This window comes from Arthrobacter sp. AOP36-F1-5, from assembly GCF_058137995.1.
Map to the genome: position 1 here is coordinate 25,757 of NZ_CM176892.1, position 24,837 is coordinate 50,593.

Below are 24,837 nucleotides of genomic sequence, written 5' to 3' on the forward strand. Positions count from 1 at the left end.
CCGGGCCCCTGGTCATGTGCTGGGAGGGTGCCGCCGACGGGAATAGGATGGGTAGATGCCAGATTTCATACTTCGGCCTGCCCGCACATCGGATGTCGCAGGGATCCGCCAGCTCGTCAGGCCGCTGGCCGATGAGAGGGTCCTGCTGGAGAAGGAAGCCGTCGCCTATTTCGAGAGCCTGCAGGAATTCATCGTGGCCGAGGACCGGGGGGACCTGCTGGGATGCGGTGCCCTGCACGTGATGTGGGAGGACCTTGCCGAGGTGCGCACGCTGGCGACCGTGGACAGCCGCCGCGGCCAAGGAATCGGCAGGTCCCTGCTCATCGAGTTGATCGAGAACGCGCGCAGGATCGGGGTCAGCCGGTTGTTCTGCCTGACCTTCGAGGTCGATTTCTTCAGGACGATGGGCTTCGATGTCATGGAGAATCAGACCGCCGTGGACCCCGAGGTGTATTCGGAGTTGCTGCGTTCCACCGATGAAGGCGTCGCCGAGTTCCTGGACCTCGCGCGGGTCAAGCCGAACACGCTGGGCAACACCAGGATGATCATGAACCTCTGAGGCCCGGGATTTCGCGCTCGGATGAATCCCGGATTAATTGGTCCGTCATGGTGGACGAGCGGCCGTGCTCGTACCTACGCTGGCAGCACAGGTCCCTCGGGGGCCGACGAGCCGCACCCCGCAGCCAGTGGGGAGCCGTGGCACCGTAAGTACCAACTGGAAACCAACGAAAGTAGGTCAAGAAATGGGACTCGGAGATAGCTTGGGTGGACTCGGCGACAAGGCCAAGGACCTCAAGAACGAACACGGTGACAAGATCAACGAAGGCGTGGACGCCGCCCAGGACAAGTTCGGCGACCAGCTCGGCGACCACAAGGACGCCATCGACGGCGCCCAGGAGAAGTTCCTCGGTGGCGACGACGACAAGGACAAGAAGGACAAATAAGTCCGTTCATCCTTCATGAGGTAGGCGCCGCACGGCGCCACGGGGCCCCGCGGTATGCGGGGCCCCGTTGTCGTTGACGGGCCCCGTCCCCGCCGCTAGTGCGGCAGGGTGATTCCTGCCTCGGTTTCCACGGCCAACCCGTCCCGCAGCAGCCCCGCCAGGCATCGACGGCGCTGTTCAGCCCCCGCAGCCAGCGACCTCAGCCGTTGGAACGCAGAATCGGACTCGGCGTCGCCCCCCGACTCCGGCGGGGCGGTGTCCACCAGCAGGTCGGCGGGTTGGGGGTCGTCGCTGGCGCGCAGGACGGCCATCATGGCACCGCGGACCTGGCGATCGGTCCCCGCCCAGGGTTGGCCCTTGGGCGTGTAATGGGGTTCGGGCCTGCCCCGTGCGATCCAGGCGCAGGAGGCCGAAACCGGGCATTCGGCGCAACGCGGTGAGCGGGCCGTGCAGATCAGGGCCCCCAATTCCATCACCGCCGCATTCCAGGCGCAGGCCAGATCGCCCCCGTCGTCCCCGGTGGCCGGCATGAGATCGCCAGCCAATCGTGCTTCCGCAGCGGTCGGGCTGGGTTCGGCCAGGGCCTTGCCGCTGACCAGGCGGGCATGGACCCGCCTGATGTTGGTGTCCACGACGGTTTCGGGCTGCCCGAAGGCGAAGCAGGCAATGGCTGCTGCGGTGTAGCTGCCGACCCCGGGCAGGGCGAGCAGGTCAGCGGGGGAGGAGGGCACCTCTCCTTCGTGTTCCTCGACGATGCGTCGGGCGGCCTCGCTCAGGCGCAGGGCACGCCGCGGATAGCCGAGCCGGCCCCAGGCCCGCACTGCCTCTCCCGCGGGTTCGGCAGCCAGTGCCGCCGGTTCCGGCCAGCGGCGCATCCATTCTTCCCAGACAGGTAGGACGCGGGCCACGGGAGTCTGCTGGAGCATGAACTCGCTGACCATGATCCCCCAGGCGCCGCACTGCGGGCTCCGCCAGGGCAGGTTCCTGCCTTCGGTGGCGAACCATCCGGTGATGTCGTGATGGAGGGCATCGAGGTCCAGCGGCGGGGTGGGTGGCACGTGACTCCTTGGAAAGCGGGGCACCAATACCCTAGTGCACGGCGTGGGAACCGGGGGTGGCCGCGGCTGCTCCATACCCTAGGGGCATGGCACAACAGCAGTCCCGGTCTCCGGGCAGGGGCAAACCCAGTCCGGAAGTCTTCCGTCGTCGTCGAATCGTCGTTGGAGTGGCTCTGCTGGTCGTTCTCGCGTTGCTGGCCTGGGCCGTGATCGCCGTGGTGGGCTTCTTCACCAGGACCACCGACGGTGCCGGCCCGCCGCCGGCCGCCGCGTCCTCGAGCCCGGCGCCTTCCCCGTCGGCCAGTGCCGAGGCCACCCCATCGGCGAGCGGAAGTGCTGCCGCCACCGAAAGCGGCAGCGCCGAAGCATCGGCCTCCAGCACGGCCTCCTCCGCGGAGGCGGCGGGCGGAACCTGCGCCTCCGGAGACATCACGTTGGGCGCCGCTACGGATCAAGGCAGCTATGACCCTGCGGAGAAGCCGGTGTTGGAGATGAAGATCGAGAACACGGGCTCCGAGGACTGCACGGTGAATGTGGGGACCAGTCAGCAGGAATTCAGCATCGTGTCGGGATCGGACCGGATCTTCTCCACGACGGACTGCCGCAAGGATCCCTCCGATAGCGATATGACATTGAAGGCAGGGGCGACCGAAAGCGCCCGCTTCACCTGGGATCGTCAGCGCAGTGCCCCCGGCTGCAAGGACATCGAGTCCAAGCCCCGCCCGGGAACCTACACGTTCACCGCCAAGCTGGGCGACGTCGAAAGCGACAAGGTCAACTTCTCGCTGAAGTAGGCCGCCGCCGACGGGCCTACATGTACCGGTCGAGCAGACTGGACTCGGCAATGCGTGAGAGGCCCTCACGGACCGTGCGGGCCCTTTGCTCGCCGATGCCGTCCACGGCCATCAGGTCATCGATGTTGGCGGCCATCAGGTGCTGCAGGCCGCCGAAGCTGGCGACCAGCCGATCGGCGACCGCGCGGGGAACCGATTTGATATTGGCCAACAGGCGGAAACCCTGGGGGTGCACCACCGCCTCCAACGAATCGGTGCCCGGGGTGAAGCCGAGGATCGTGGAGATCCGGCTCAGGTCGATCATGTCGTTGGAGCTGAAGGAACGCAGCTGCGCCAATGAAGCGGCAACATGTTCCGTTTCGGTTCCGGCCTCGGAATAGTCTTTCAGCAGCAGGTCACTGCCCGGTCCCAGCCCAGCACTGAGCTCATCGAACTGCAGGGCCAGCAAGCGTCCGTCAACACCAAGTTCGAGCACATACTGGTCGATTTCCTCGGAGATGCGTCGAACCATTTCCTGACGTTGGAGCACCACGGCAACATCGCGGACGGTGACGGTTGCCTCGATCTCGAGGGCGGAGAGGGTGCTGGTGACCTGGTCCAACCGGTTGCGGTAACGCTCCAAGGTGGCCAAGGCCTGATTGGCCCGGGCCAGCACGGGTTCGGAACCCTCCAGGACATGGCGGATGCCCTGGACGTAGATCGCAATGATATGCATTGACTGCGACACCGAGATGACCGGGAAACCCGTCTGAATGGCCACGCGTTCGGCTGTACGGTGCCGGGTTCCTGATTCCTGGGTGTCAATGGAATGGTCGGGCACCAACTGCACTGCCGCCTTGAGGATGTTGGAGGCGTCGCGGTCGCAGAGGATGGCGCCGTCCATTTTCGCCAACTCGCGCAGGCGGGTGGGGGAGAAGTCGATATTGATGTCGAAGCCTCCCGACGAAATCGATTCAACGGTCCGGTCACTGCCCAGAACGATCAGGGCCCCGGTCCGACCACGCAGGATCCGCTCCAGACCATCACGCAACTGGGTCCCGGGGGCGACACGGGCCAGCGTGGTGCGCAACGCTTCTTCAGGCGATTTGGGCATGGGGTTCCTTCCGATGGATCACCCCATCCTAAGCAGGGCGCGGCCGCTGCGGCGAGGCAGGACGTCGGTGCGGTGCGCAGTCGACCCTAACCAAAGGCCGCGCTCAGCGCTTCCTGCAGGGTACTGACTTCGCGGACCTTGAAGCCATGGGGCACGACACCGGGCCCATTGGGAGAGGCCGGGACGACCGCATAGCGGAAACCCAGGCGCTCGGCTTCGGTGATGCGGCGACCGATATCCGGTACCGGCCGGACTTCCCCGGCCAGCCCGACCTCCCCGAAGGCAATGAACTGTGCCGGCAGGGGACGATCCAACTTGGCCCCGGAAATAGCCAGGGCCGTGGCCAGGTCGGTGGCGGGTTCCCCCAGCCGGACGCCGCCGACGGTGGCGACGTAGGAGTCCAGGTTGGACAGGTCCATCCCCGCCCTGCTCTGGAGTACCGCAAGGATCATGGCCGTGCGGGCCGCATCGAGCCCACTGGTGGCCCGGCGAGGTTGGGCGTTGCTCGTCTTGGCCAGCAGTGACTGCACTTCGGCGACCAAGGGCCGCCGCCCCTCCAAGGTCACGGTGACACAGGTGCCCGAGACCGGTTCCTTGGTGCGGGTGACGAAGAGACCACTGGGGTCCGCGAGGCCTTCGATCCCCGATTCGGTCAGGTCGAAGCAACCCACTTCATCCGTGGGCCCGTACCGGTTCTTTACGGCCCGCAGCAGGCGCAGACGGGAGTGGCGCTCGCCGTCGAACTGGCAGACGACGTCGACCAGGTGTTCGAGCAGCCGGGGTCCGGCAATGGAACCGTCCTTGGTCACATGGCCGACCAGAATGGTGGTCATGTTTCGCTTCTTCGCGGCGTTGATCAGCGAGGCAGCGACCTCTCGGACCTGGGTCACCCCGCCGGCGGCCCCCTCAACATCAGCGGACGATAAGGTCTGGACCGAATCGATGACCAGGAGGTCGGGGTCCAGCCTTTCGATCTGGCCTAGGGCGATGCCCAAATCCGTTTCGGCCGTCAGATAGAGGGTGTCGGAAAGGGCGTCGATGCGTTCTCCACGCATTTTCACCTGGGCTGCCGACTCCTCGCCGGTGATGTACAGGACCGTACGGTCGGTGCGCGAGGTGCGGGCGGCGACGTCGAGCAACAGCGTCGATTTGCCGACCCCCGGCTCCCCGGCCAGGAGGATCACCGCTCCGGGGACGAGCCCGCCGCCCAGAACCCGGTCCAGTTCGCCGATGAGGGTGGGCCGGTAGAGGGCCAATGAGGAGTCGACGTCGGCGATCTTCAACGCCGGGCTGGCCACGGTGGCGGCCGCCGTGGTGCGGGCGGTGACCTGACCGATCTCCTCGACGCTTCCCCAGGCTTGGCATTCACCACAGCGTCCGACCCACTTTACGGTCGTCCAACCGCATTCGGCGCAGCGATAGCTCGGGGCGTTACGGGTGCGGGTACTGCTCTTACTGGCCATGGTTCACGATGTTATCGCCTCTGACTGACAGCTGGGCGCGTTTCAGAGCCTGGCCAGGAAGGGGACCGCTTCGGAGTGCTCCAAGCCGGTGGCCTCCAACAGGTCCACGACCAGGGGGCGCAGCAACAGGACGAGCCCCTCGCCCTGTAGTCCGGTGGCGCCGAAGGAGGCGGGGGTGAGCCGGCCGGCGGCAGCGATGAGTTCCTCCCGTGCGGCTGTCTCTGCTCGGTCACGCTGTGATTGTTGGGGCTCCATGACGGAGCGGGCCAACGCGTCGGCGGCATCGGCCAACTCGTCGAGGTAGACCGAGAGCTCCAGGGCGGCTTCATCGCGTAGGGCCGCGTGGGTGATGACCGAAGCCATCCGCCGGGAAAAGACCCGGAGGTTACGCATGGCCAGATCTACTTGCCCGGCGACCCGCCGCAACCGTTGCAGTTCGCCGCGGTGGCGCCGAAAATGTGGTGAAAACGTGGCGATCTCATGGGCGCCGGTCAACGAAGCCGGAATCTTATCCATCAGCGGCTGGGACCCGCGTGCCCTGACCAGTGCATGCCAGGCGCGGGTCGAATCGGATTCGCGGACGGCGACGGAGCATTCGCGCAGGATGGCCGAGAGTTCACGTATGAGTTGGCGTAGTTCCCCGGCCGGTTCCCGACGCGGGTCCCGCGGCGCCAAGGCGGTGATCAGCAGGGCGCATAATCCTCCGATGATGGCATCGGCACTACGCGTGAAGGGACCGCCATCGGGGGCCGGGAGCAAAACCACGAGCAGGGCCTGAACTCCGAACTGGGTGGTGAAGATCGATCCGCTGTCCAGGAAACGGGCGAGAACCAGGGAAACAGAGACCACGGTGGCCGCCTGCCAGATTCCGGTACCCAGCGCGGTGAGCAAAAGGTCGCCGACGGCGATGCCCAGGGTGCAGCCGATGGCCACCTCGAGGACGCGGCGCATCCTCGTCATTCCACCGAACCCCAAGGCGATCACCGCCGATGTGGCAGCGAAGAGGGGCGCCTGGTGGCCCAGGATCTTCTCCGCGATCCAGTAGGCGCCGACCGCGCAGACGGTGATTTGAATGATCTGCACCAGTGATACACGGACCCGAGCCGTCCCCGAACGTGCTCTCCGGCGCAAAAATGAGGACACGTTGCCCAGCGGTGTCCTCTTGTCCATGCCTACAGTTTGGCATGAAAGCAGGTGAACACCCCAGCGCTGTGTGATGGACCGCTCACGAAGCGCACTCACGACCGAAAACCCTCGTCAACGCTGGAATTCCCGCGAACATGCGGAGAAGATCCGACCCGAGTTAACCTGTTGTTCACCCGGCCCGGGACCGTTCTTCACTTCCGCTGCCTAGCGTCGTAGATGCACCGCAAGACCAGCCATCGTCGCAGAAGAAGAAGGAATGACCACGTGAAGCTTTCCCGCACTGTTCAGATCGCCTCAGTACTTTCCGTCGCAGCCCTGGCTCTCACCGCCTGCGGTTCCGATAATCCCACCGGCAGCACCGAAAGTTCGGGCGGCTCTTCGGAGCAGAGTAGCAAGGCCGTCACCGGAACCCTGACCGGTATCGGCGCCTCCTCGCAGAAGGCGGCCATGGACGCGTGGAAGTCGGGATTCGAATCCACCGGCGAGGGGGCGAAGGTCCAGTACTCCCCGGATGGCTCAGGAGCCGGTCGCAAGGCCTTCTTGGCAGGTGGCGCACAATTTGCTGGTTCCGATGCCTACCTCTCCGACGAGGAGTACGAATCCTCCCAGAAGATCTGCGGCCCCGAGGGGGCGTTCGACATCCCGGCCTACGTCTCCCCGATCGCCGTGGCCTACAACCTCGAAGGCGTCGGTCAGCTCAAGCTTGATGCGAAGACGATCGCCGCCATCTTCAAGCTGGAGGTCACCAGCTGGAACGACCCGGCGATTGCCGAGCAGAACGAGGGCGTCGACCTGCCGGACACCAACATCACCGTGGTGCACCGCAACGACGAGTCGGGCACCACCGAGAACTTCACCCAGTACCTCTCGGCAGCCGCAGGTGACACCTGGACGTACGAGGAGTCGGGGGACTGGCCCTCGGACCTGCAGTCCGAGAACGCGAAGGGAACCGCCGGCGTCGTATCCACCACCACCTCGACCCCGGGGGCGATCACCTATGCCGACGCTTCGGCCGTCGGCGACTTGGGGACCGCCTCGGTCAAGGTGGGCGAGGACTACACCGAGCTTTCCGCAGAAGCAGCAGCCAAGGCAGTGGAAAGCGCCGAACCGGTCACCGGGCGCTCGGACGTGGACATGGCCCTGGAACTGAAGCGCGATACCACCGAATCGGGGGCCTACCCGATCAGCTTGGTCAGCTACCACATCTACTGCAGCACCTACCAGGACCAGGAGACCGTTGACCTGGTCAAGGCCTGGGGCAACTACGTCGTCGGCGCCGAAGGCCAGCAGGCCGCAGCCGACTCGGCGGGCAGCGCCCCGCTGTCCGAGCCGTTGATGGAACAGGCCCATGAGGCCATCGACTCCATCAAGGTAGCTTCCGAGTAGCCAAAGCGAATAACCAACCCAGCCCGGAGTCCAGGAATTCCCCTCCGCTATGGACTCCGGGCCACCACGGACCGAAAGGTCACATATGACAACCAATGCGCTGACTCCGGGACCCGGTTCGGGCAGGACCGGAGACCGGGTCTTCTCCGCGGCCGCCAAGTCCGCCGGGATCCTCATCCTCCTCACGCTCTTCGCCGTCGCCCTGTTCCTCTTCGTCCAGGCGATCCCCGCCTTCACCGCCGACCCGGAAGCCATCTCCGGGGGGCACGGGTTCTTCGCCTATATCTGGCCGATTGTCATCGGCACCGTGATCGCAGCGGCCATAGCCATTGTGCTGGCCACCCCGGTCGGGCTCGGCGTCGCCCTCTTCATCTCGCATTACGCCCCCCGGAAGCTGGCCGCACCGCTGGGCTATGTGATCGATCTGCTCGCCGCGATCCCCTCGGTGATCTACGGGATCTGGGGCTATTTGGTGCTCGCACCGGTCTTGGTTCCGGGTTATGAATGGCTCAACCAGAATTTCGGGTTCCTCCCCATCTTCGGCGGGCCGGTCTCCCAAACCGGGAAGACGATGCTCACCGCGGGCGTCGTGTTGGCGGTGATGGTCCTGCCGATCATCACCTCCTTATCGCGGGAGATCTTCCTCCAGGCCCCCGGACTTCATGAAGAAGCGGCGCTGGCGCTGGGGGCCACCCGTTGGGAAATGATCCGTATGTCGGTGTTGCCGTTCGCCCGTGCCGGGATCATCTCCGCGGTCATGCTCGGTTTGGGCCGGGCCCTCGGGGAGACCATGGCCGTGGCGCTGGTGCTATCGACCGGCACGCTGATCCCCTCGCTGGTCAAATCAGGCAACCAGACGATCGCCGCCGAAATCGCCCTGAACTTCCCCGAGGCCTTCGGCCTGCGGATGTCCGAACTCATTGCGGCAGGCCTGGTGCTGTTCGTGATCACCCTGGCCGTGAACATGATCGCCCGCTGGATCATCAGCCGCCACCAGCAATTCTCGGGAGCCAACTGATGACCAACACCACCCTGACCCCGCTTCCCGTCCCGGTCACGTCGCGCCGCAACCGGCTCTCCAAGGGGCGCCTGCCTCGGTGGGCGATCCCCGCCGTCGGACTCTCCGCCCTGATCCTCGGGGCCGCCGGATCCACCCTCGGTGGCTTCTCCATCGCCTCGATGATGATCTACACGGCCCTCCTCTTCGTTGCCGGGGCCACCACGGTGACCGTTCTCGTGGAGGGCCGCCGGCAGGGGACCAACTCGTTCTTCACCTACCTCATCTACGGCTGCTTCATCCTGGCGCTGATCCCGCTGATCTCGGTGCTGTATACGGTGCTCGAACGCGGCCTGCCGGGAATGACCTCGAACTTCCTGTTCACCTCGATGAACGGCATGACCGGGGCCGTGGACAACCAGTCGGTGGCCGACGGGACCCCGGTCCTCGGTGGCGCCTACCACGCAGTGATCGGCACCCTGTTGATCACGGCGTTCTCGACGATCATCTCGGTCCCGATCGGAATGCTCGCGGCGATCTACCTGGTCGAATACGGGCAGGGCAATTCGCTCAGCCGGGGGATCACGTTCTTCGTTGATGTGATGACCGGCATCCCCTCGATCGTGGCGGGCCTCTTCGCCGGCGCCCTGTTCGGTGTCATCTTCGGACCCTCCACCCGGATGGGCATTGTTGCCGCCGTCGCCCTGTCGGTGTTGATGATCCCCACGGTGGTCCGCTCCACCGAAGAGATGCTCAAGATCGTCCCCAACGAACTCCGTGAGGCCTCCTACGCGTTGGGTGTGCGCAAATGGCGCACCATTTCCCAGGTCGTCATCCCCACCGCGATCTCCGGGATCGCCTCGGGCGTCACCCTCGCCATTGCCCGCGTCATCGGCGAGACGGCACCGATCCTGGTCACCGCCGGGCTGGCCAACAACATCAACTTCAACGTCTTCAGCAACTGGATGGCCACGCTGCCGACGTTCATCTACTACCAGATCCTCAGCCCCACCTCGCCGACGAACATCGACCCCAGTGCCCAACGGGCCTGGGCGGCAGCCCTGCTGCTGATCATCATGGTCATGGTCTTGAACCTCGGCGCCCGGCTGATTGCCCGGGTCTTTTCCCCCAAGACCGGCCGCTAGGCCCGAAGAACACCGAAGGAACCCCTTATGTCCAAACGCATCGACGTCTCAGACCTCAACGTCTACTACGGCAACTTCCGCGCCGTGGAGGACGTGAACATCGAAATCGAAGCCAAGTCGGTCACCGCCTTCATTGGCCCCTCGGGCTGTGGCAAGTCCACCTTCCTGCGCACCCTGAACCGGATGCACGAAGTGATCCCCGGCGCCACCGTCGAGGGCCAGGTCCTGCTCGACGGAGACAACCTCTATGACCCAGGGGTCGACCCGGTCACCGTGCGCAGCCAGATCGGCATGGTCTTCCAGCGACCCAACCCGTTCCCCACGATGTCCATCCGCGACAACGTGTTGGCCGGGGTGAAGTTGAATGCCCGCAAGATCAGCAAATCCGACGCCGATGACCTGGTGGAGTCCTCGCTGCGCGCCTCCAACCTGTGGAACGAGGTCAAGGACCGGCTGGATAAGCCGGGATCCGGGCTCTCGGGTGGCCAGCAGCAACGCCTGTGTATTGCCCGCACCATTGCGGTCAAACCCGGGGTGATCCTCATGGACGAACCGTGCTCGGCCCTGGACCCGATCTCCACCCTGGCGATCGAAGACCTGATCAACGAGATGAAGAACGACTACACGGTAGTCATCGTCACGCACAACATGCAGCAGGCGGCCCGGGTATCCGATAAGACGGCCTTCTTCAACATCGCCGGGACCGGAAAACCAGGCAAGCTCATCGAATACGACGATACGGCCACGATCTTCTCCAACCCGTCCGTCAAGGCCACCGAAGACTACGTCTCTGGCCGGTTCGGATAAACAGACGGTTTCCGTCGCGGGTCAGCGCGTGGCGGGAACGGCCCCGGAGGGGGAATCTCCGGGGGATCCCCAGTGGATCGAGTGCGGATGCGGGGTGCCTGCCGGTGCCCCGCATCCGTGCGTTGAACTCCCCCCGGGCAGCATGCACCTCGAGGGCATGGGCCGTTGCTTCAGCCGGCCCAGCCCAGCAGTGGATTGATGGCCAGGAAAAGCACCCCTGCGGCGGCAATGCAGGTCACGGGAGTTGCCAGCCAATACAACACGACGGAGACCACGCGCCTCCAGGCCACCGATTCGTACCGCTGGTTGGCGCCCGAACCCACGATGGAGCTGGTCACCGCCTGGGTCGTCGACAGGGGCATGTTCAAGGCGATCGCGCCGATGAACAGCATGGAGGCGGACACCGCCTGGGCGCCCATGCCGCGCAGCGGATCGATAGCCACCAGCCGGTAGGCGATCGTATGGGTGATGCGCCACCCCCCGCACAGCACCCCGACGCCCAAACAGCCCGCAGCGAGGGCCTGCGCCCAGAAGGGGATTCCCGTGGGGGTGGCGGTCTGCCCGGCCACGAGGGCCAGGGTGAGCATCGCGGCGGTGCGTTGGCCGTCCTGTAGGCCGTGCCCCAGGGCCACGGCCCCGGTAGTGACCGACTGACCCAGCCGCCCGATGGTGTTCACATCAGAGGAGCTGGAATTGCGTAGCAGCCAGGTCAGCGGGATGACCACCAGGAAGGATAGGCCAAAAGCGATCACTGGGGTCAGCAGCAGCGGGATCAGCACGCCACCGACCAGCATCCGGGTGATCCCCTGGGCGCCGTCCCCGCCGAGCAGTGCCGAGGCCCCGCTGGCACCGGCGAACCCCGAGATCACCGCCTGGGTCGAGGACATCGGCATGGCCCGATACCAGCAAAACAATCCCCAGCCACCCGCGGCCAAGACGGCTGTCAGCAGGATCGCCAGACCCGCGGCCCCATCCGGGACGTTCAAATCGGCGGCGGAGACCAAGGAACTGCCGAACGTTGTGCTGAGCAGGGTTCCCACGACGGTGAAAAATGCGGCCAAGACCACCGCGATCGAGGGGGTCAGCGCCCGGGTACGGACGGCTGCCGCCACGGAGTTGGAGGCGTCGCGGAAGCCGTTGAGGAACGCGAAGGCACAGATCGCGGCGAAGACGCACCACAGCAGCACGGTCATGGTTCCGACCGGCTCAGGATTCCTTGACCAGGACGCGTCCCAGATGGTCGGCGACCGCCCGCAACGAGTTCACTGATGCCTGCAATTGTTCGGCGACCGCACGGTGGCGCAGGATCGAGGAGGCCTTGGACAAATCGGCGATCTCTCCCAGCCAGGCCCGGTGGGTCCGGCGGGAACGGCGACTGAGCCGAATCATCTGGATCCAGACGTCCTCGAGGTCGTCGGGGTGCTGGAGCCTGGCCAGCGCCTCATTGGTCATCTCCGATTGACGTCCGAGCATCTCCAGCTGTTCCGCAGCCCGACGGGAGACCCCGGACACCGAGGTGGACACCAACAGGTCGCCGGCCCCGCAGAGTTCGCCCACGGCGTCATGGAGCAGGCGGGAAAACGTGTAGAGATCCTCACGCGGTAGCGGGTTGACGTAGCTGGTGCGCAAATGTGTGAGCAGGCCATGATGCAGATCGGTGGCCCGCTGCTCGAACTGCTCGAGCTCTCGGATCAGTCCCGGCTGGTCCTCGGAGGGAGCCCCCAACAGTTCCGACAGGGTTTCCACGCAATGGCGGACCGTGGTGCCCAACTCCTGCAGCAACTCCAGTCCACGCGTCTCCACGGGAAATAATCTGAATTTCACGAAGCTCTACCGCCGGCGTCTGGTGGGTGGACGAATGATTGCGTCCCAGTCTACGCACGGGCCTTCAAAGACCTGACCGGTGGGGTGGTGCCGAACCGGGAGCACCTCTCGGCGGAAGGCCGCTCGAAGCGGCTAAATTTTGGAACCCGGGGCTACCGCGGTCCGACACCGCCTCCATTTTTCTCCGTCACCCCCGGCCGTGTCAACATGGGATCTCGCTAGGTGGGATGCCGGATACTCGCGATGGCGGAACAGATCAGGCGGGGCACTGGTGCCGGTTCAGGTTAATTCGCCGCGCCGCCACGACCGGGCCGCCGCTTCGAGATCCTCCGCCGTCTTCACCAGCAGGTCGGCGTTGCGGGTCAATCGGGTGGCCCGGTCGGCGCTGGAGGTCTCGGAGGCGTCGGCGTGCTCGGCCTGGCCCAAGGAGATGATCCGGCAGAACGCGGCAGTACGTTCCAGAGCCACGTCGAAATCACCGTCGAAGGCTCCGGTCAGGATCGAATCGGTCATCGCCGAGACTTCGTCCGCTCCCGGAGGTTCGGCCACCCCGGCGACGACCCGTGAAACGTCGGCGGTCTGTTGCCCGGCGGCGAAATACGCGGCGTAGCGTTCGGGGTCGCGCCGGGTGGCCGTTCCGAGGGCGTAGAGCCGCCACAGGGCGCCGGGGAGCGAACGGGCGGGGCTCTTGGCCCACAGTTCGGCCAGCACCTCCAGACCCTCCTGATCGGCCAGCTTGATGAGCCGGGCGGTCACTGCGGGATCGGAGTTGGCCCGCCCGTGGTGGACCAACGCCTCGGCCGCCAATTGGCCGGCCTCCGAAATGCGGGCAGGGTCGATACCACTGGCGAAGGGCTCGAAATCTGCCGGGGCAAAAGGTGTCGGGCGGTGGTGTCGGCGTCCACCCGAGCCCGCTGCGGATGTCTGGGCGTCACTCATGTACTCGACGATACTCCGGACCCAAACACCCCGGCCACGACCTCGCTGCAACGGAGAGCGCGGATTGCGTTAGGATATATACCGGCCATCATGGTCGCCGGGGGCCTTTAGCTCAGGTGGTAGAGCATCGGACTTTTAATCCGCTGGTCACGGGTTCGATCCCCGTAGGGCCCACCAGAAGGTCGTTGTTCAAACCAGCGACATCACCGGTTTGAGTTCCGGATTCCGTCGTCCGTCCTTGTTGGCGGACGGCGAGGGTCTGGACGTCGCGGCTGAGAAACACGTTGAACGGGACGCCGGGCTCCCCGTGGATGGTGTCGTCGTCTTGGACGATGAGCTTGTCGAAGAAGGCTTGGTTGGCGATCCGTCGCAGTGGGTCGTCGATGCTCATGTAGATGGCGTGCATGTCGCCGGCCAGCGCCAGGCAGTCGTCCAAGTGGGCCTTGGCCTGTTCGTACTCGATGTCGCCGGCGTTAATCTGCGCTTGGAGGAACGCAAGCCGACGGGCGATGCGGTCCTGCTCGGTCCCCAGTAGGTCCAGGGGGACGGCTCCGGCGTAGTGGGCTTGCAAGAGTTTCTGGCGTTCATTCCGGAGCGCGTCGCGTTCGCCCTTGTATGCCTGGGTCTCCTGCTTGGCGGCGGTGTGGAGCCGATCGAATTCACCGGTGACTAGCTCGCGGAGCGCGGTGAGGACTTGCTCGGGTATCTGGACGTGGCGGTAGTAGTCCTCGACGGCGGCTTCGATGTCGGGCACGAACATGGACTTGCGTTCGCAGGTGGTGCGCTTGGCGTGCCGGCCGGAGCACATGAAGTAGGGGTAGATGACGCCGCGGCGGCTCTTCGCCCGGGTCAGGGTCAGTCGGGACCCGCACTCCCCGCAGTACAGGCTTCCCTTGAGGTAGTGGTCGTGGGATTGAGTCTTCTCTCCGGACGTCTGATGCGCGGTCAGGACGGCCTGAACTCGGTACCAGACCTCGGGCGCGACTAGGGGTTCGTGGATGCCGTCGTAGCTGGCGCCGCGGAACCGGACGCTGCCCTTGTAGTAGGGGTTGGTGAGCATCTTGTGGATCGTAGACAGCACCGGCGGCTTCGAGGGCCGCTTCGGGGTCGGGACCGTGGTCAGGCCACGGTCGATGAGTTCTTCACGCAGGCTGATGGTGGAGTGGTTCCCGGTGGCGTAGGCCTCGAACGCCCATCGCACCAGCGGGGCACGGTCGGGGTCGACCTCGACGGTGCGGACGTCGCGGCCGAGTTCGTCGCGGCGGGTGACGTTGAGGTAGCCCATGGGTGCTTTGCCGTTGGTGCCGCCACTGAGCGCTTTCTGGTTCATGCCCTTGGAGACTTCGCCAGCGAGGTTGCGGGAGTAGAACTCCGCGATGGTGGACATGATGCCGTGCAGCAGCATCCCCGACGGGGTCTCGTCGATGTTCTCGGTCGCGGACACGAGCATGACCCCGGCCTCTTTGAGGGCGAGGTGGATGGTCACGTCGTCGGCGCGGTTGCGGGCGAGCCGGTCGACCTTGTGGACGATGCAGTAGGCGACGTGGTGGGCCTTGACGTACTCGATCATCCGCATCAGCTCGGGCCGGTCGGCCTTGCGGGCGGACTCGCCGGCGTCGATGAACTCTTCGGTGATGACCGCGTTGAGGTCTCGGGCCTTGCGCAGGTTCGCCTCCCGCTGGGCGGGGATCGAGAAGCCCTCGGCACGGCCGCCGCGTTCGGCTTGTTCCTTGGTGGACACGCGCAGGTAGGAGACTGCCATGGTGGTGGTCTCGCCGATGCGGTCCAGGGCGGTAGTGGCTGGTGGTTGTGTAATGGTCACGGGTCGTGTTTCCCTTCCCCGGATTGATCGGGCCCAGCACGAACGGTGGCTACCGCTGGTGCGGTGCGACTCGTAAAAGGGAAACAGGACCCAGCCGACTCGATATCGGAGCCTGCTGGGTAAGCCACGAAGGCCAAACAGGACCGCGCACCACGACCGAACCGGAGGTTTAGTCGTTGGCTTCTTGCTGATCTGATTCTACCTCGTGCCCCCGACATGCGTCGGGACCCGGCGACACGGTGTCCGGTGCGGGACGGGCGTGGTCTTGTTCGGCGCGGGAACGGGCCATGCCGATGAACAGTTGTGCGAGCTTGTGCAGGTCGGGTGTCTCACGCGGCTCGGCCTCAATCCGGTAGTCCCGCATCCGATCCGGCAGCCGCTCGTCCCGGCCGGGCGTTTCTCGGTGCGTCATGAGATTTCTCCGGTGCGTTCATCGAGGGCGCGGAAGAACGCCTCCTCGGCTTCGCGGCGGGCCTCGACCTGCTCGAACACGAACTCCACGAAGTCCTCGCCGCGGTCGGCGATGATGACGTCCTCGACGGGCGGGGCGGGGTCTTCACCGGGCCAGACGGTCTGCCGGGTGTGCCGGTCGCGGTCCAGGCGGGTGCCGGAGGCGGCGACCCATTCGCGGAGCCTGTTGCGGGCGTCGGCGAAGTCGCGGTGCCAGCCGACGGGCGCCGAACCGTTCTGTTCGGGGTCGTAGGCGCACAGCCAGTGGAGGTGCAGCGCGGACAGCTCCCACATCAGTTCCAGGTGCCGGTGCCAGAACGGCGGGATCACCGCAGCGGGGAGCCCGTAAGTGCGGCGCAGCCATGCCACCCAGTCGTTCAGCGCCAGCCACTCCTGTTCGAGGTCGTGGGCGGTCAGCAGGTTCCAGTTCACCGGGTGCGGCGGCTCCGCCACATCATCCGATGCGTCTTCGGTGCCGGGGTCGTCGTCCAGATCGTCGGGCTCGTCTGGTCCGGGGGTGTATTCGTCCATCGTCAGCATCCCCTTCGGTCACATGCTCACGGACGCAGGCGGCTGCGTGACGGGGCGGTGCTCGGGGGCGGTAAACGCGGCCGCGTCCCGCTCAGGCGCGGCCCGGCGGGGTGTGCGGTCGACGTCGTATCGCGTGCGGGCCATGTCGTGCCCGAGCCGGCGGGCGACGAACTCCTCACCCTCGACCGCTTGACCGTCGCGTTGGTGGGTGTATTCGCGGACGTAGCCCTCGGCGATGAACTTGTCGCCCTTCGCGAGTCGTTCGTGGCCCTGCTCTGCGGCGGCCTTGAAGGCGACCAGGTTGTGGAAGGTGGTCTCCAACTGGGTGAACGACCGGTCGTCCTCCTGCCGGTAGTGTTCCTTGCCGACCTTCATGTACAGCCTGGCATCGCCGTTCTCGGTGCGGGTGAGTTGCGGGTCGGACGCGACGAAGCCCGAGAACGATTGCTGAGTCTGGATAGCCATCGGAATCTCCTCCTGAAACGCGGCGTCCCCGGATCGGGGTCGCTGGTGTCAGGCAGGTGCACATCCCACCCCCGGCAGGCGCGCCGGGTCAGGAACCAGGGCGACGCAGCAGCGCCTCGATCTCGGCCCGGTCGGCCTTCAGCTGGCCTGCGTCCGAACGTGACGGCCAGGAGCGTAGGTCGGTGACGATCGGCGGCGCGGCTCGCAGCAGGGTGACACCGGTGCCGAACGGGAGTGTCCTGATGCGGTCTGGTGGGAGGATCGCGACGCGGCGGATGGAGCGTTGGTTGGAGCGGGTGCCGTGGTCGCCGCGGGTGACGGAGTCGGTGTACTCGTCGCGTTCGCCGATGAGCGTGCTCAGGTCTTGGAGGTCGCGGGAGTTGGAGGCGCCGCCGAGGATGATCTTGACGATACTGGCGTCCCAGATTGCTCCGGCGGCGTTGTCGCTCCACTTATCCCGTGCTTGGGCCAGGGACTGGAGGACGGGCAGGGTGGTGATACCGGTACCGCCGCCCTCAGCCATCAACGTGGGCAGGCTGGGAAGTGGTGCGAGGTTGCCGATCTCGTCGAGCGCGAGCAGCAGGGGCGGGTCGAGGCGTGCGCCTGGTGAGCGGGCAGCGATACGGCGGGCAGTTTCGATGAGGTCTTCGACGAACGCCGCCACCAGCGCGGAGGATGCACCGGCCCCGGCGCCGGTGGCGAGGAGATAGAGCGTGCCGCGGTCACGGATGAAGGTTTCGGGGTCGAAGCCCTCACCGGGCCCGGGCGAGACCGCGTCGAGGACGCGGGGGTCGGCCAGGGCGCTGAGGGCCAGGGCGACGCCCTGCCAGATCGAATCCCGCGTTTTGGGGTCGGCGTCGATCATTGCTCCGAGGGAGTCCGCCCACCCGGTGGCCGCCTGCGTGGTGTTGGTGAGGATCGCGACGGCTTCAGCGGCGGCGGTGGGGTCGAGGGTCCACCGGAACAGCTCTGCTGGTGGTCGGTGGTCGAGAGCCGCGGCGTGCAGGAGGGCTTGGAGGGCGGTGCGGGTTTTGCCTTCCCAGAAGCCGCCGGATTCGACCCCGCCAGCGGACAGGCCGGTCGCTGCGGAGAGGCCGGTGGCGCGGATCATCGCCGTGAGCGGGTCCTCACATCCGCGGATGGGTGACCAGCGCATTCCGGCGGGGATGCCTTCGGCGAGGCGCTGGGGGTCGAACACCGCCACCGGCCGTCCGCCACGCTGCCTCGCGCGGAGGGTGGCGGTGAGGTTGTCCGGCCGGGTGCTGGTGGTGACGACGGCGCCGGGCGCGTCGAGGATGGCCGGGATGACGATGTGCAGGCCCTTGCCGGAGCGGGGCGGGCCGATGAGCAGGATCGAGTCTTCTACCGACGCCCACACTTCGCGCCCCTTGGACGTGCCGATCCGATAGCCGACATCCGACGGTGCGGGATCGGTCAGGGATGCGCGGAGTGCCTCGGCCCGGCGGAGCAGCGCCTTCGCCGAGGCCGTCTGGGTGACTTCATGGGCCGTGGCGGTGCCGGCGAGGCGGCGTGGGTCGGTCTCGACTCGGCGGGAATGGCGGCGCAGCCGCACCCACCCCCATACTCCGGCGGTCACGAGCCCGGCCAGCATCGCCACGGTGATGATCCAGTACATGGTCGGGTTGAGCCCGTCGGCGTCGAGCGCAGCCGCGGGGTCGCCGGGGTTGAATAACACTCCGAGCCCAGCGGCGGGGCCGGCCTCGGGCTGGGGTGTGCCGGTGAGGAACGCCGCCACGGACCCCGAGGCGCGGAGGATGAGCGCGATCCCGAACATCCCGACCAGAGCGATAAGGGCGGCGTTGGTCAGCTCGTCACCGAACGACCCACCCTGCCGCCCCGGTGGGGCGCTCACGGCAGCCGCCGCACGTGAATAGTCCCCGAGACGCGTCCGAACAGCACGACCTCGCTGGCAACATCGGATGGCAGCGACCGGAGTTGACCCCGGTCCAGGAGGGCGCGGGCATGACCGGTGCTGATGGCATCGGCGTGGGCGATGATGACCGCGACGGCGACGTCTTCGCCGGGTACGAACCCGTCGCCGGTCACTTCGACGGGTTCCGGCCGCCGCTTGCTGCTGCCTTTGACCTGCCTGCCTCGTTCGGCCTCGGTCTCCGCCTCGGTTTCTGGTGGCTTGGGCGCGGTGCGGCGGCGGGTGCGGATGACGTCGGTGAACACGGTGCCGTCGCTCTCGTGCACCTCGATGCGCACCGTGCTGGTCCGGTCCCGGGTGAGGGCGTCCATGAGGGGCCCGAAGGTGCTGCGCGTCCACGCATCGCCGTCTGGTGGTGGGACGTCGGTGCCGTCGACGGTGACGTCCAGGACGCCGGTCTCGGTGACGGTGATGACCGCGTGCGGCAGCACAACCGGCGTCTCTTCCGGTACCGGTCCGGTGGTGTGGCGTGGGGGTTTACGGGTCATCACTTCACCCCCGAGGTGAGCCGCGAGCTGGTGTCGAACAGCTCCAGCTCGGCGGGATGGAGCTGGTGCTGGGTGACGAAAGCCCGGTCCTTGATCCGCCACAGCCCCTGCCCGACGCCCAACGATGGGAGCAGTTTCTGTTCGGTGCCGGTCAGCCCGAGCGCCTGGGCAGTGGGGCCGAGCTGGTCGGATTCCTGCCGGTAGACGATCCGGGTCTCGGCATTGGCCAGCAGACTGTTCGCCAGGGAGCGCATGGCCGAGCCCGCGTCGCCGACGTTGTCCAGGTCGGAGAGTTTGTGGAAGATCAGCATGTTCGCGATCCCGTAATGCCGCGCAAGGCGCCAGTGCGCGTCCATCCGCTTCAACAACGCTGGGTGGGACATCAGGCGCCACGCTTCGTCGTAGATCACCCACCGCTGCCCACCGTTGGGGTCCAGCAGTGCGGACTCCATCCACGCCGACGAGCACGTCATCAACACCGAAATGAGTGTGGAGTTCTCGGTGACCCGGGATAGGTCGAGACTGATCATCGGCAGCGACGGGTCGAACCGGACCGTGCTGGGACCGTCGAACAGGCCGGCGAGGTCACCGGCGACCAGGCGGCGCAGGGCATGGCCGACGAGCCGCCCGTCCTCGGCCAACCTGCCGTCGGCGGCCTCGTCCGGGGTGAGGATGCGGTCGACGACCATCGGCAGGATCGGCACAGTGTTCTCCGCGACGACTGCGGTCAGGGCAAGGTCGATCGCGGTGTGCTCCAACGGCGTTAACCCGCGGGCCAGGACAGTCTCAGCAAGAGCGCCGATGAGATCGCGGCGGCGGGAGGCGACCGTGATGGCCCACTCGTGATCCGACAGCCCGGAGGGCCGGAGTCCTTCATCAAGGGGGTTCAGTCTCGTGCTGAGTCCGTGGCCCAGGACGATTGCCTTCCCGCCGACCGCGTTCGCGACGGCGGTGTGCTCGCCCTTCGGATCACCCGGGACATAGACGCGCCGCCCGAACGGCAGCGACCGCGTGTAGAGCGACTTCGCTAGCGAGGACTTGCCCGATCCCACGATGCCGGCGAGGACGACGTTGGGGGCGGTGATGATCCCGCGGGCGTAGAGCACCCAGGGGTCGTAGACGAACGAGCCGCCGGAGTAGAGGTCTTGGCCGACGAACACCCCCTCGGAGCCGAGACCGCCTTCAGCGACGAACGGATAGGCACCCGCCAGCGTCGCGGAAGTGTCCTGGTGGCGCGGGAGGCGGAACCCGCCCGGGGTGCGCAGAGCTGTAGGACCGGACTCACCGGCGGCGGGTAGGTAAGTGGTGGCTCTACGGTCGGCCCGTTCGGCCTCGGCTTTCGCCCTGGCCGCGGCCTGCTCGGCGCGGCGCTGCTCGACTTGGAGGCGTGCGGCGGCCTGTTTGCGTTGCTTGCGGAGCCGGCGACGGTCGGCGGTCGGGGCGACCAGGACCGAGGTGTGCAGGCGTTCGGGCTCGCGCGCGCTCACAGCGACAACCCCCGCCCCGTCGACTCTGAGGAGCGGGTCGGCTCCGCGAACCAGTCCGGCTCCGCTCCCACCGACCCGTGCTGCGTCCGCGCGGATGCGGGCGTCACTTCGGTCTGGGGCGTGCTCGGATCGAGTGGCCCGACGCCGCTGATGGCCTCACGCGATGTCACCACGTCGGTCCCGTCGATGGTCGGGTCGGGTGTGGCGGCGGGGTGTGCCCGGAGGAGATTGACGTGCCCCATGAACGGGTTGTACGTGAGGGTGTAGTCACCGTCCGTGGCGACCCGGTCGAGTTGTCCGGTGGGTGGTTCCTCGTAGACGTACCCGTTCTCCAGTGCCGCGTCGGTTGTCTCCTCCCCGTAGTCCCAGTTCCTCAGGTGCGTGATCGCCGCGTCGGGGCCGTCCCGGTTGATGAGGTCGAGCACCTCGTCAGCTTCTGAGCCTTGGAGGAAGACGACGCTGAGCCACCGCCGCGGTGCTTCCGTGGACACTGCCTCCCGGTCGAGTTCCTGGGCGGGGGCGTGCCAGGCGATGCGTCCCGAATGGGTCATCGCGGCATTGACGCGCTCCTCGACACTATCGAGGAGCGTTCCGGCGTGGTGCAGGTCGTCTGCCGCGGCGAGGGCTTCGGAGGCACCGATCGCTTGGTCACCGTCATCGTCGTGAGCGCGGCCGCGATGAACGAGATGCGCGGAGCCGAGCTGATCGAGCACCTGGCGCAGCGATCGGACGCCCGAGAGGAGGTCACCGAGCACGCTGTAGGTGTCGGCGGGGTTGTCGAAGACGCGGCTGGCGTGCGCGAGCCCGCGCAGCGCGTCAGATGCCTCGGCGGCATCGGCGAGTGGGTTGTGGAATGTGGGCATCGTGTGGCCTCCCTGAGACGTGGTGTGTCAGGCAGGTGCACTCGCAAGCCCTGCGCGCCTCACGTCGGAGGGAGGCGACCAGACGTGGTGGGTATCCGTGTCACAGTTCAACGCCGGCCGTGCGTGTGTCCGAAGTCCTCGCACACGTGGCCAGTGCGGGACTCTCGACTCTCATGCGAGCAGTTGGTGGTGGGCGAGTTCGCGGTAGAGGGCCGAGGTCTCCAATAGCTCGGCGTGCGTGCCAGTGGCAGTGAGCCGGCCACGGTCCAAGACCACGATCTGGTCGGCGGCCGCGACGGTGGCCAGGCGGTGAGCGACGATGAGCACCGTGCGGCCGGTCGATGCCGAGCGGATCGCTTGGTGCAGGGCCTGCTCGTTGCGGGAGTCGAGGCTCGCGGTGGGCTCATCGAGCAGGAGCAGCGGGGCGTCTACGAGCAAGGCGCGGGCGATGGCCAGGCGCTGGCGTTCTCCGCCGGACAGGCCGGCACCGTCGTCGCCCACAGTGGCATCCAGCCCATCGGGATGGGCGGCGATGCGCTCCAGGAGGTTGACGGCGGCGAGCACGGTGCGGCATTGGTCGTCGTCGGCGGTGGGGTTGGCGAGAACAAGGTTCTCGCGGATCGTGCCGGCCAGCACCGGCGCGTCTTGCTCGACGTAACCGATCTGGGCGCGCAGCACCGCCCTCGGCATGACCCGGATATCGGTGCCATCCAGGCGGATTGCGCCGCGGTCGGGGTCGTAGAACCGCTCGACCAGGGCAAGCAGGGTCGACTTGCCCGCCCCGGACGGACCCACGATCGCGGTGGTGGACCCGCGAGGTGCCGTGAGGGTGACATCGGTCAAGACGCGGTGGCCGGGCCGGAAGGCGAAAGTGACGTGGTCGAAGACGACTTCGGCGCCCTCCGCGGGTGGTGGGGGTTCTTCCGAGGAGGTCCCGGCGCGCCCTGGCACACCCGCGATGACAGGCGGGTCGCCGTCATCCTCCCGCGGTAGGTCGAGGACCTCGTGGATACGGGCCAAGGCACCAAGAGCGGAACGCACGGTGGTGATCGCGGAAAAGAACTGTCCGAGCGGCATGATCATCATGAACAGGAAGAGGATGAAGGTCACCAGGTCGGCCACGGTGAGGGCACCGGCCGCTACCCGGTAGCCCCCGACCCCGAGCACGGCGAGGAATGATCCCTGGACTGCGAGGCCGCTGATGGGCCAGAGCACGGCTTCAACGCCGGCCACACGCACGCCGTAGCCGTAGGCGGCGGACGCCTCATCGTTGAGTCGGGCGATCTCGCGGTCGGTGGCGCCGCTGGCCCGGATGGTGCGGATCGCCGAGACCGCCCGTTCCACGCCCGCGCCGAGCCGCCCCAGTGCCTCCTGGGCCGATTGGGTGAGGGTCTGAATCTGGGCCGAGGCCAGCACGACGCTGACCATGGCCACTGCGACGACGGCCAGGGTGATCCCGAGCAGGACCGCATCGAGCAGCAGCATGGCAATGAGCGAGCCGGCGAAGACCAGGGCGCCACCGAGAGCGTCGACCAGCCCCCCGGTCAGGGCGGCGCGCACCATGGTGGTGTCCGACCCGACCCGGGAGACGAGGTCACCGGCGCGGCGAGTGTCATAGACCCGCACCGGGAGGTGGAGCAGGGCGGCGATCAGCCGGCGCCGCGCGGTCAGCACGACGCCTTCGGCGGTGCGCTCCAGCAAGAACTGCTGCACCGCACCGACCACCCCGGCACCGACCACCAGGACGATGAGCACCCAGATCAGCTGGGCCAGCGGTCGGCCGGTCCCCACCGAGTCGATGAGCCGATTGACCAGCAACGGTTGGGCCAGGTTCAGCCCCGCGCCCAGGATCGACAAAGCGACCACGATGACGAGTGCGCCACGGTGCTCGCGCAGGTAGCCCAGTAGGGCGCGCGACGGTGCCGGGGCGAGCGTCGGGGCGCCTGCCCGTCCCTCCATCACTACTTGTGATCCATCGCGTCGGCGCAGGCGAGCGCGAGGTTTTGTGCACGGACGAGCAGGCCAAGTCCGTTCGACAGACGGATCAGCGGAATCAGTGCGGCGCCGAGCAAGCCGAGGGGACGAACAGCGCGGGTCAGCGTAAGTATTGTGCCACCGTCGACGGCGACAAATCGCAGCTCGTACCAGCCCAACGGCTGGTCGTCCCAGCGAACGTGTCCGTCCTCGTCGGCTGTGGGGGTGAGCCGGAGAGTACGGGTGCGACCGCGCTTCGTCACGTCCACGACTAGCGTGCCGTCGTTTTGCCGCGTCGTGTCGGGAACCATCAACCATTGCGGGGCCACCGTGCTGTCGGTGGCGACTGAACGCACGAGTCCCCGCTCGGCGGGAATGAAGTGCGTCAGCTGCACGGCTGCCATGCGTGTTTCTGCCTGCGATTCGACGGTCTGAGCACGCTGCGGGGCGACCGGTGACCAATCTGCGTGGCCACCAACCACCTCGCTGGTCATGGTTTCCAGATCAGCGCCACCGCGTTCGATGAGGTCGCGGATCGTTCCGGATGGCTCTGCGAGCAAGGCATGCAGCAGATCGCGTTCTGTCGCGCGGACACCGAGGCGGTCAATGAGTCGATCAGCCCTTTCGTTCATCGGCACTTCCCCAACATCCCCGCGGTTCAGCTCGTTCAATGGTCGCGGTGCCGGTGCGGGGAGTGCGCGGACGTCCACGCCGAGAAGAGCGACCGCATCAGCATGGACCGCACCGGCGGCGGAGCGCGCAGAGATCAGATCGATGCCGTGGCGGGTGAGTAACTGGGCCGCCTGCCCGCCAGCAGCGATCAGGCCGATCAGAAGGTGATCGAGGTCGATGTAAGGCTCCCGCGCACGGGCGGCCTCGCGCCAGGCGGCGGTCAGGTAGATCGGCATCGTGCGTGCGCTCATCGAGCTCCTCCGTGCTTGGGCGCCAGACCGGGCCGGACCCGGTTGCGGTACTTCTTGTGAACGGCCTGACGGGACACGCCCAGACAATCGGCGATATCGGTCCAGCCCAGACCGGCGGCCAAAGCGGCTTCGACCTGGCGTAGCTCCAGCGTGTCCACCAAGCGACGCAATGCTGCGATCGCTCGCAGTCCCACGCGAGGGTCGGACACGTCAGCCGCCCGAACTGTGAGGTCCATGATCTCCATACAAAGCAACCTACGTTGACATGGCCTCCAAGTCAACATAAG

Annotated in this window: 25 protein-coding genes, 1 tRNA gene and 1 pseudogene; 9 read left to right on the top strand and 18 right to left on the bottom strand. The window is 66.7% G+C overall.

The features are described from left to right. Window positions 1-55 precede the first annotated feature (55 nt). Together AC3ZI9_RS00115 and AC3ZI9_RS00120 are read left to right on the top strand one after the other, a co-directional pair. Entirely contained in the window at window positions 56-559 is a 504-nt protein-coding gene (locus AC3ZI9_RS00115; RefSeq protein ID WP_444555320.1) for an amino-acid N-acetyltransferase, read from the top strand. Between the two features lie 184 nt (window positions 560-743). After that, window positions 744-944, top strand: coding sequence for an Rv0909 family putative TA system antitoxin (locus tag AC3ZI9_RS00120; RefSeq protein WP_444555321.1), 201 nt, complete (start codon window positions 744-746; stop codon window positions 942-944). A gap of 95 nt (window positions 945-1,039) precedes the next feature. Here AC3ZI9_RS00120 and AC3ZI9_RS00125 read toward each other — a convergent pair whose 3' ends face one another. Continuing rightward, window positions 1,040-2,002 (bottom strand): HhH-GPD family protein, encoded by a 963-nt coding sequence (locus AC3ZI9_RS00125; RefSeq protein ID WP_444555322.1) that lies wholly within the window; start codon window positions 2,000-2,002, stop codon window positions 1,040-1,042. Window positions 2,003-2,088: 86 nt separating this feature from the next. Here AC3ZI9_RS00125 and AC3ZI9_RS00130 point away from each other — a divergent pair, with 86 nt between their 5' ends. Next, window positions 2,089-2,796, top strand: coding sequence for a hypothetical protein (locus AC3ZI9_RS00130; protein WP_444555323.1), 708 nt, complete (start codon window positions 2,089-2,091; stop codon window positions 2,794-2,796). A 16-nt stretch (window positions 2,797-2,812) separates the two neighbouring features. Here AC3ZI9_RS00130 and disA read toward each other — a convergent pair whose 3' ends face one another. The 3 genes from disA to AC3ZI9_RS00145 all read right to left on the bottom strand — a co-directional run bounded on the left by disA (window position 2,813) and on the right by AC3ZI9_RS00145 (window position 6,435). Continuing rightward, a complete protein-coding gene (gene disA, locus AC3ZI9_RS00135; RefSeq protein ID WP_086997616.1) occupies window positions 2,813-3,889 on the bottom strand; it encodes a DNA integrity scanning diadenylate cyclase DisA in 1,077 nt (358 codons plus the stop codon). Window positions 3,890-3,975: 86 nt separating this feature from the next. Beyond that, window positions 3,976-5,352: a DNA repair protein RadA gene (gene radA, locus AC3ZI9_RS00140; RefSeq protein ID WP_086997613.1), complete on the bottom strand. Its 1,377-nt coding sequence runs from the start codon at window positions 5,350-5,352 to the stop codon at window positions 3,976-3,978. A 42-nt stretch (window positions 5,353-5,394) separates the two neighbouring features. Further along, window positions 5,395-6,435, bottom strand: coding sequence for an FUSC family protein (locus AC3ZI9_RS00145; RefSeq protein WP_489923726.1), 1,041 nt, complete (start codon window positions 6,433-6,435; stop codon window positions 5,395-5,397). 327 nt (window positions 6,436-6,762) lie between these two features. Here AC3ZI9_RS00145 and pstS point away from each other — a divergent pair, with 327 nt between their 5' ends. From pstS to pstB, 4 genes are all read left to right on the top strand, one after another. Further along, entirely contained in the window at window positions 6,763-7,884 is a 1,122-nt protein-coding gene (gene pstS, locus AC3ZI9_RS00150) for a phosphate ABC transporter substrate-binding protein PstS (RefSeq protein ID WP_443411958.1), read from the top strand. An 85-nt stretch (window positions 7,885-7,969) separates the two neighbouring features. Then, complete coding sequence (gene pstC, locus AC3ZI9_RS00155) at window positions 7,970-8,902, top strand: phosphate ABC transporter permease subunit PstC (protein ID WP_086997605.1); 933 nt, start codon at window positions 7,970-7,972, stop codon at window positions 8,900-8,902. After that, window positions 8,902-10,026, top strand: a complete 1,125-nt coding sequence (gene pstA, locus AC3ZI9_RS00160) for a phosphate ABC transporter permease PstA (RefSeq protein WP_441392249.1) — start codon at window positions 8,902-8,904, stop codon at window positions 10,024-10,026. Before pstC ends, pstA begins: the two co-directional genes overlap by 1 nt. A 27-nt stretch (window positions 10,027-10,053) precedes the next feature. Beyond that, window positions 10,054-10,833, top strand: coding sequence for a phosphate ABC transporter ATP-binding protein PstB (gene pstB, locus AC3ZI9_RS00165; protein WP_086997601.1), 780 nt, complete (start codon window positions 10,054-10,056; stop codon window positions 10,831-10,833). A gap of 170 nt (window positions 10,834-11,003) precedes the next feature. On the opposite strand, the gene AC3ZI9_RS00170 is transcribed toward pstB, so the two are convergent. From AC3ZI9_RS00170 to AC3ZI9_RS00180, 3 genes are all read right to left on the bottom strand, one after another. After that, the gene (locus AC3ZI9_RS00170) at window positions 11,004-12,026 is read right to left on the bottom strand and encodes an inorganic phosphate transporter (protein WP_086997598.1); all 1,023 of its coding nucleotides are present in this window, start codon (window positions 12,024-12,026) and stop codon (window positions 11,004-11,006) included. A gap of 13 nt (window positions 12,027-12,039) precedes the next feature. Continuing rightward, a complete protein-coding gene (locus AC3ZI9_RS00175; protein WP_241895493.1) occupies window positions 12,040-12,636 on the bottom strand; it encodes a hypothetical protein in 597 nt (198 codons plus the stop codon). Window positions 12,637-12,936: 300 nt separating this feature from the next. Then, the gene (locus AC3ZI9_RS00180) at window positions 12,937-13,596 is read right to left on the bottom strand and encodes a hypothetical protein (protein WP_444555330.1); all 660 of its coding nucleotides are present in this window, start codon (window positions 13,594-13,596) and stop codon (window positions 12,937-12,939) included. Between the two features lie 101 nt (window positions 13,597-13,697). Between AC3ZI9_RS00180 and AC3ZI9_RS00185 the strand changes: the two genes are divergently transcribed. Together AC3ZI9_RS00185 and AC3ZI9_RS00190 are read left to right on the top strand one after the other, a co-directional pair. Beyond that, window positions 13,698-13,773: transfer RNA gene (locus AC3ZI9_RS00185), tRNA-Lys, on the top strand. Window positions 13,774-13,921: 148 nt separating this feature from the next. Beyond that, the gene (locus tag AC3ZI9_RS00190; RefSeq protein ID WP_444561806.1) at window positions 13,922-14,131 is read left to right on the top strand and encodes a hypothetical protein; all 210 of its coding nucleotides are present in this window, start codon (window positions 13,922-13,924) and stop codon (window positions 14,129-14,131) included. Between the two features lie 240 nt (window positions 14,132-14,371). Here the strand turns inward: AC3ZI9_RS00190 and AC3ZI9_RS00195 are convergent. The 11 genes and pseudogenes from AC3ZI9_RS00195 to AC3ZI9_RS00245 all read right to left on the bottom strand — a co-directional run. Further along, window positions 14,372-15,358, bottom strand: a pseudogene (locus tag AC3ZI9_RS00195) (recombinase family protein); the annotation flags it as partial. A 229-nt stretch (window positions 15,359-15,587) separates the two neighbouring features. Next, window positions 15,588-15,830 (bottom strand): hypothetical protein, encoded by a 243-nt coding sequence (locus AC3ZI9_RS00200; RefSeq protein ID WP_101572327.1) that lies wholly within the window; start codon window positions 15,828-15,830, stop codon window positions 15,588-15,590. After that, the gene (locus AC3ZI9_RS00205) at window positions 15,827-16,399 is read right to left on the bottom strand and encodes a hypothetical protein (RefSeq protein ID WP_444555331.1); all 573 of its coding nucleotides are present in this window, start codon (window positions 16,397-16,399) and stop codon (window positions 15,827-15,829) included. The genes AC3ZI9_RS00200 and AC3ZI9_RS00205 overlap by 4 nt, the downstream gene beginning before the upstream one ends. Before the next feature lie 18 nt (window positions 16,400-16,417). Beyond that, window positions 16,418-16,864 (bottom strand): single-stranded DNA-binding protein, encoded by a 447-nt coding sequence (locus tag AC3ZI9_RS00210; RefSeq protein ID WP_444555332.1) that lies wholly within the window; start codon window positions 16,862-16,864, stop codon window positions 16,418-16,420. A gap of 88 nt (window positions 16,865-16,952) precedes the next feature. Beyond that, window positions 16,953-18,737, bottom strand: a complete 1,785-nt coding sequence (locus AC3ZI9_RS00215; protein WP_101569924.1) for a TraM recognition domain-containing protein — start codon at window positions 18,735-18,737, stop codon at window positions 16,953-16,955. Continuing rightward, on the bottom strand, window positions 18,734-19,303 hold the full coding sequence (locus AC3ZI9_RS00220; RefSeq protein WP_180958886.1) for a hypothetical protein: 570 nt from the start codon (window positions 19,301-19,303) through the stop codon (window positions 18,734-18,736). The genes AC3ZI9_RS00215 and AC3ZI9_RS00220 overlap by 4 nt, the downstream gene beginning before the upstream one ends. Continuing rightward, window positions 19,303-20,790: an ATP-binding protein gene (locus AC3ZI9_RS00225; RefSeq protein ID WP_101569926.1), complete on the bottom strand. Its 1,488-nt coding sequence runs from the start codon at window positions 20,788-20,790 to the stop codon at window positions 19,303-19,305. The genes AC3ZI9_RS00220 and AC3ZI9_RS00225 overlap by 1 nt, the downstream gene beginning before the upstream one ends. Continuing rightward, complete coding sequence (locus AC3ZI9_RS00230; protein ID WP_444555333.1) at window positions 20,787-21,653, bottom strand: hypothetical protein; 867 nt, start codon at window positions 21,651-21,653, stop codon at window positions 20,787-20,789. Before AC3ZI9_RS00230 ends, AC3ZI9_RS00225 begins: the two co-directional genes overlap by 4 nt. Window positions 21,654-21,824: 171 nt before the next feature. After that, complete coding sequence (locus AC3ZI9_RS00235; RefSeq protein WP_101569928.1) at window positions 21,825-23,612, bottom strand: ABC transporter ATP-binding protein; 1,788 nt, start codon at window positions 23,610-23,612, stop codon at window positions 21,825-21,827. A gap of 2 nt (window positions 23,613-23,614) precedes the next feature. After that, window positions 23,615-24,550, bottom strand: coding sequence for a Clp protease N-terminal domain-containing protein (locus AC3ZI9_RS00240; protein WP_444555334.1), 936 nt, complete (start codon window positions 24,548-24,550; stop codon window positions 23,615-23,617). Then, entirely contained in the window at window positions 24,547-24,795 is a 249-nt protein-coding gene (locus tag AC3ZI9_RS00245) for a hypothetical protein (protein ID WP_101569930.1), read from the bottom strand. Before AC3ZI9_RS00245 ends, AC3ZI9_RS00240 begins: the two co-directional genes overlap by 4 nt. Window positions 24,796-24,837: the final 42 nt, after the last annotated feature.

Bases quoted from the DNA above. Each gene is read 5' to 3' on its own strand.
- AC3ZI9_RS00115 (WP_444555320.1), top strand. From the start codon at position 56: ATGCCAGATTTCATACTTCGGCCTGCCCGCACATCGGATGTCGCAGGG.
- AC3ZI9_RS00120 (WP_444555321.1), top strand. From the start codon at position 744: ATGGGACTCGGAGATAGCTTGGGTGGACTCGGCGACAAGGCCAAGGAC.
- AC3ZI9_RS00130 (WP_444555323.1), top strand. From the start codon at position 2,089: ATGGCACAACAGCAGTCCCGGTCTCCGGGCAGGGGCAAACCCAGTCCG.
- disA (WP_086997616.1), bottom strand. From the start codon at position 3,889: ATGCCCAAATCGCCTGAAGAAGCGTTGCGCACCACGCTGGCCCGTGTC.
- radA (WP_086997613.1), bottom strand. From the start codon at position 5,352: ATGGCCAGTAAGAGCAGTACCCGCACCCGTAACGCCCCGAGCTATCGC.
- pstC (WP_086997605.1), top strand. From the start codon at position 7,970: ATGACAACCAATGCGCTGACTCCGGGACCCGGTTCGGGCAGGACCGGA.
- pstA (WP_441392249.1), top strand. From the start codon at position 8,902: ATGACCAACACCACCCTGACCCCGCTTCCCGTCCCGGTCACGTCGCGC.
- pstB (WP_086997601.1), top strand. From the start codon at position 10,054: ATGTCCAAACGCATCGACGTCTCAGACCTCAACGTCTACTACGGCAAC.
- AC3ZI9_RS00170 (WP_086997598.1), bottom strand. From the start codon at position 12,026: ATGACCGTGCTGCTGTGGTGCGTCTTCGCCGCGATCTGTGCCTTCGCG.
- AC3ZI9_RS00180 (WP_444555330.1), bottom strand. From the start codon at position 13,596: ATGAGTGACGCCCAGACATCCGCAGCGGGCTCGGGTGGACGCCGACAC.
- AC3ZI9_RS00200 (WP_101572327.1), bottom strand. From the start codon at position 15,830: ATGACGCACCGAGAAACGCCCGGCCGGGACGAGCGGCTGCCGGATCGG.
- AC3ZI9_RS00205 (WP_444555331.1), bottom strand. From the start codon at position 16,399: ATGGACGAATACACCCCCGGACCAGACGAGCCCGACGATCTGGACGAC.
- AC3ZI9_RS00210 (WP_444555332.1), bottom strand. From the start codon at position 16,864: ATGGCTATCCAGACTCAGCAATCGTTCTCGGGCTTCGTCGCGTCCGAC.
- AC3ZI9_RS00220 (WP_180958886.1), bottom strand. From the start codon at position 19,303: ATGACCCGTAAACCCCCACGCCACACCACCGGACCGGTACCGGAAGAG.
- AC3ZI9_RS00230 (WP_444555333.1), bottom strand. From the start codon at position 21,653: ATGCCCACATTCCACAACCCACTCGCCGATGCCGCCGAGGCATCTGAC.
- AC3ZI9_RS00235 (WP_101569928.1), bottom strand. From the start codon at position 23,612: ATGGAGGGACGGGCAGGCGCCCCGACGCTCGCCCCGGCACCGTCGCGC.
- AC3ZI9_RS00240 (WP_444555334.1), bottom strand. From the start codon at position 24,550: ATGAGCGCACGCACGATGCCGATCTACCTGACCGCCGCCTGGCGCGAG.
- AC3ZI9_RS00245 (WP_101569930.1), bottom strand. From the start codon at position 24,795: ATGGAGATCATGGACCTCACAGTTCGGGCGGCTGACGTGTCCGACCCT.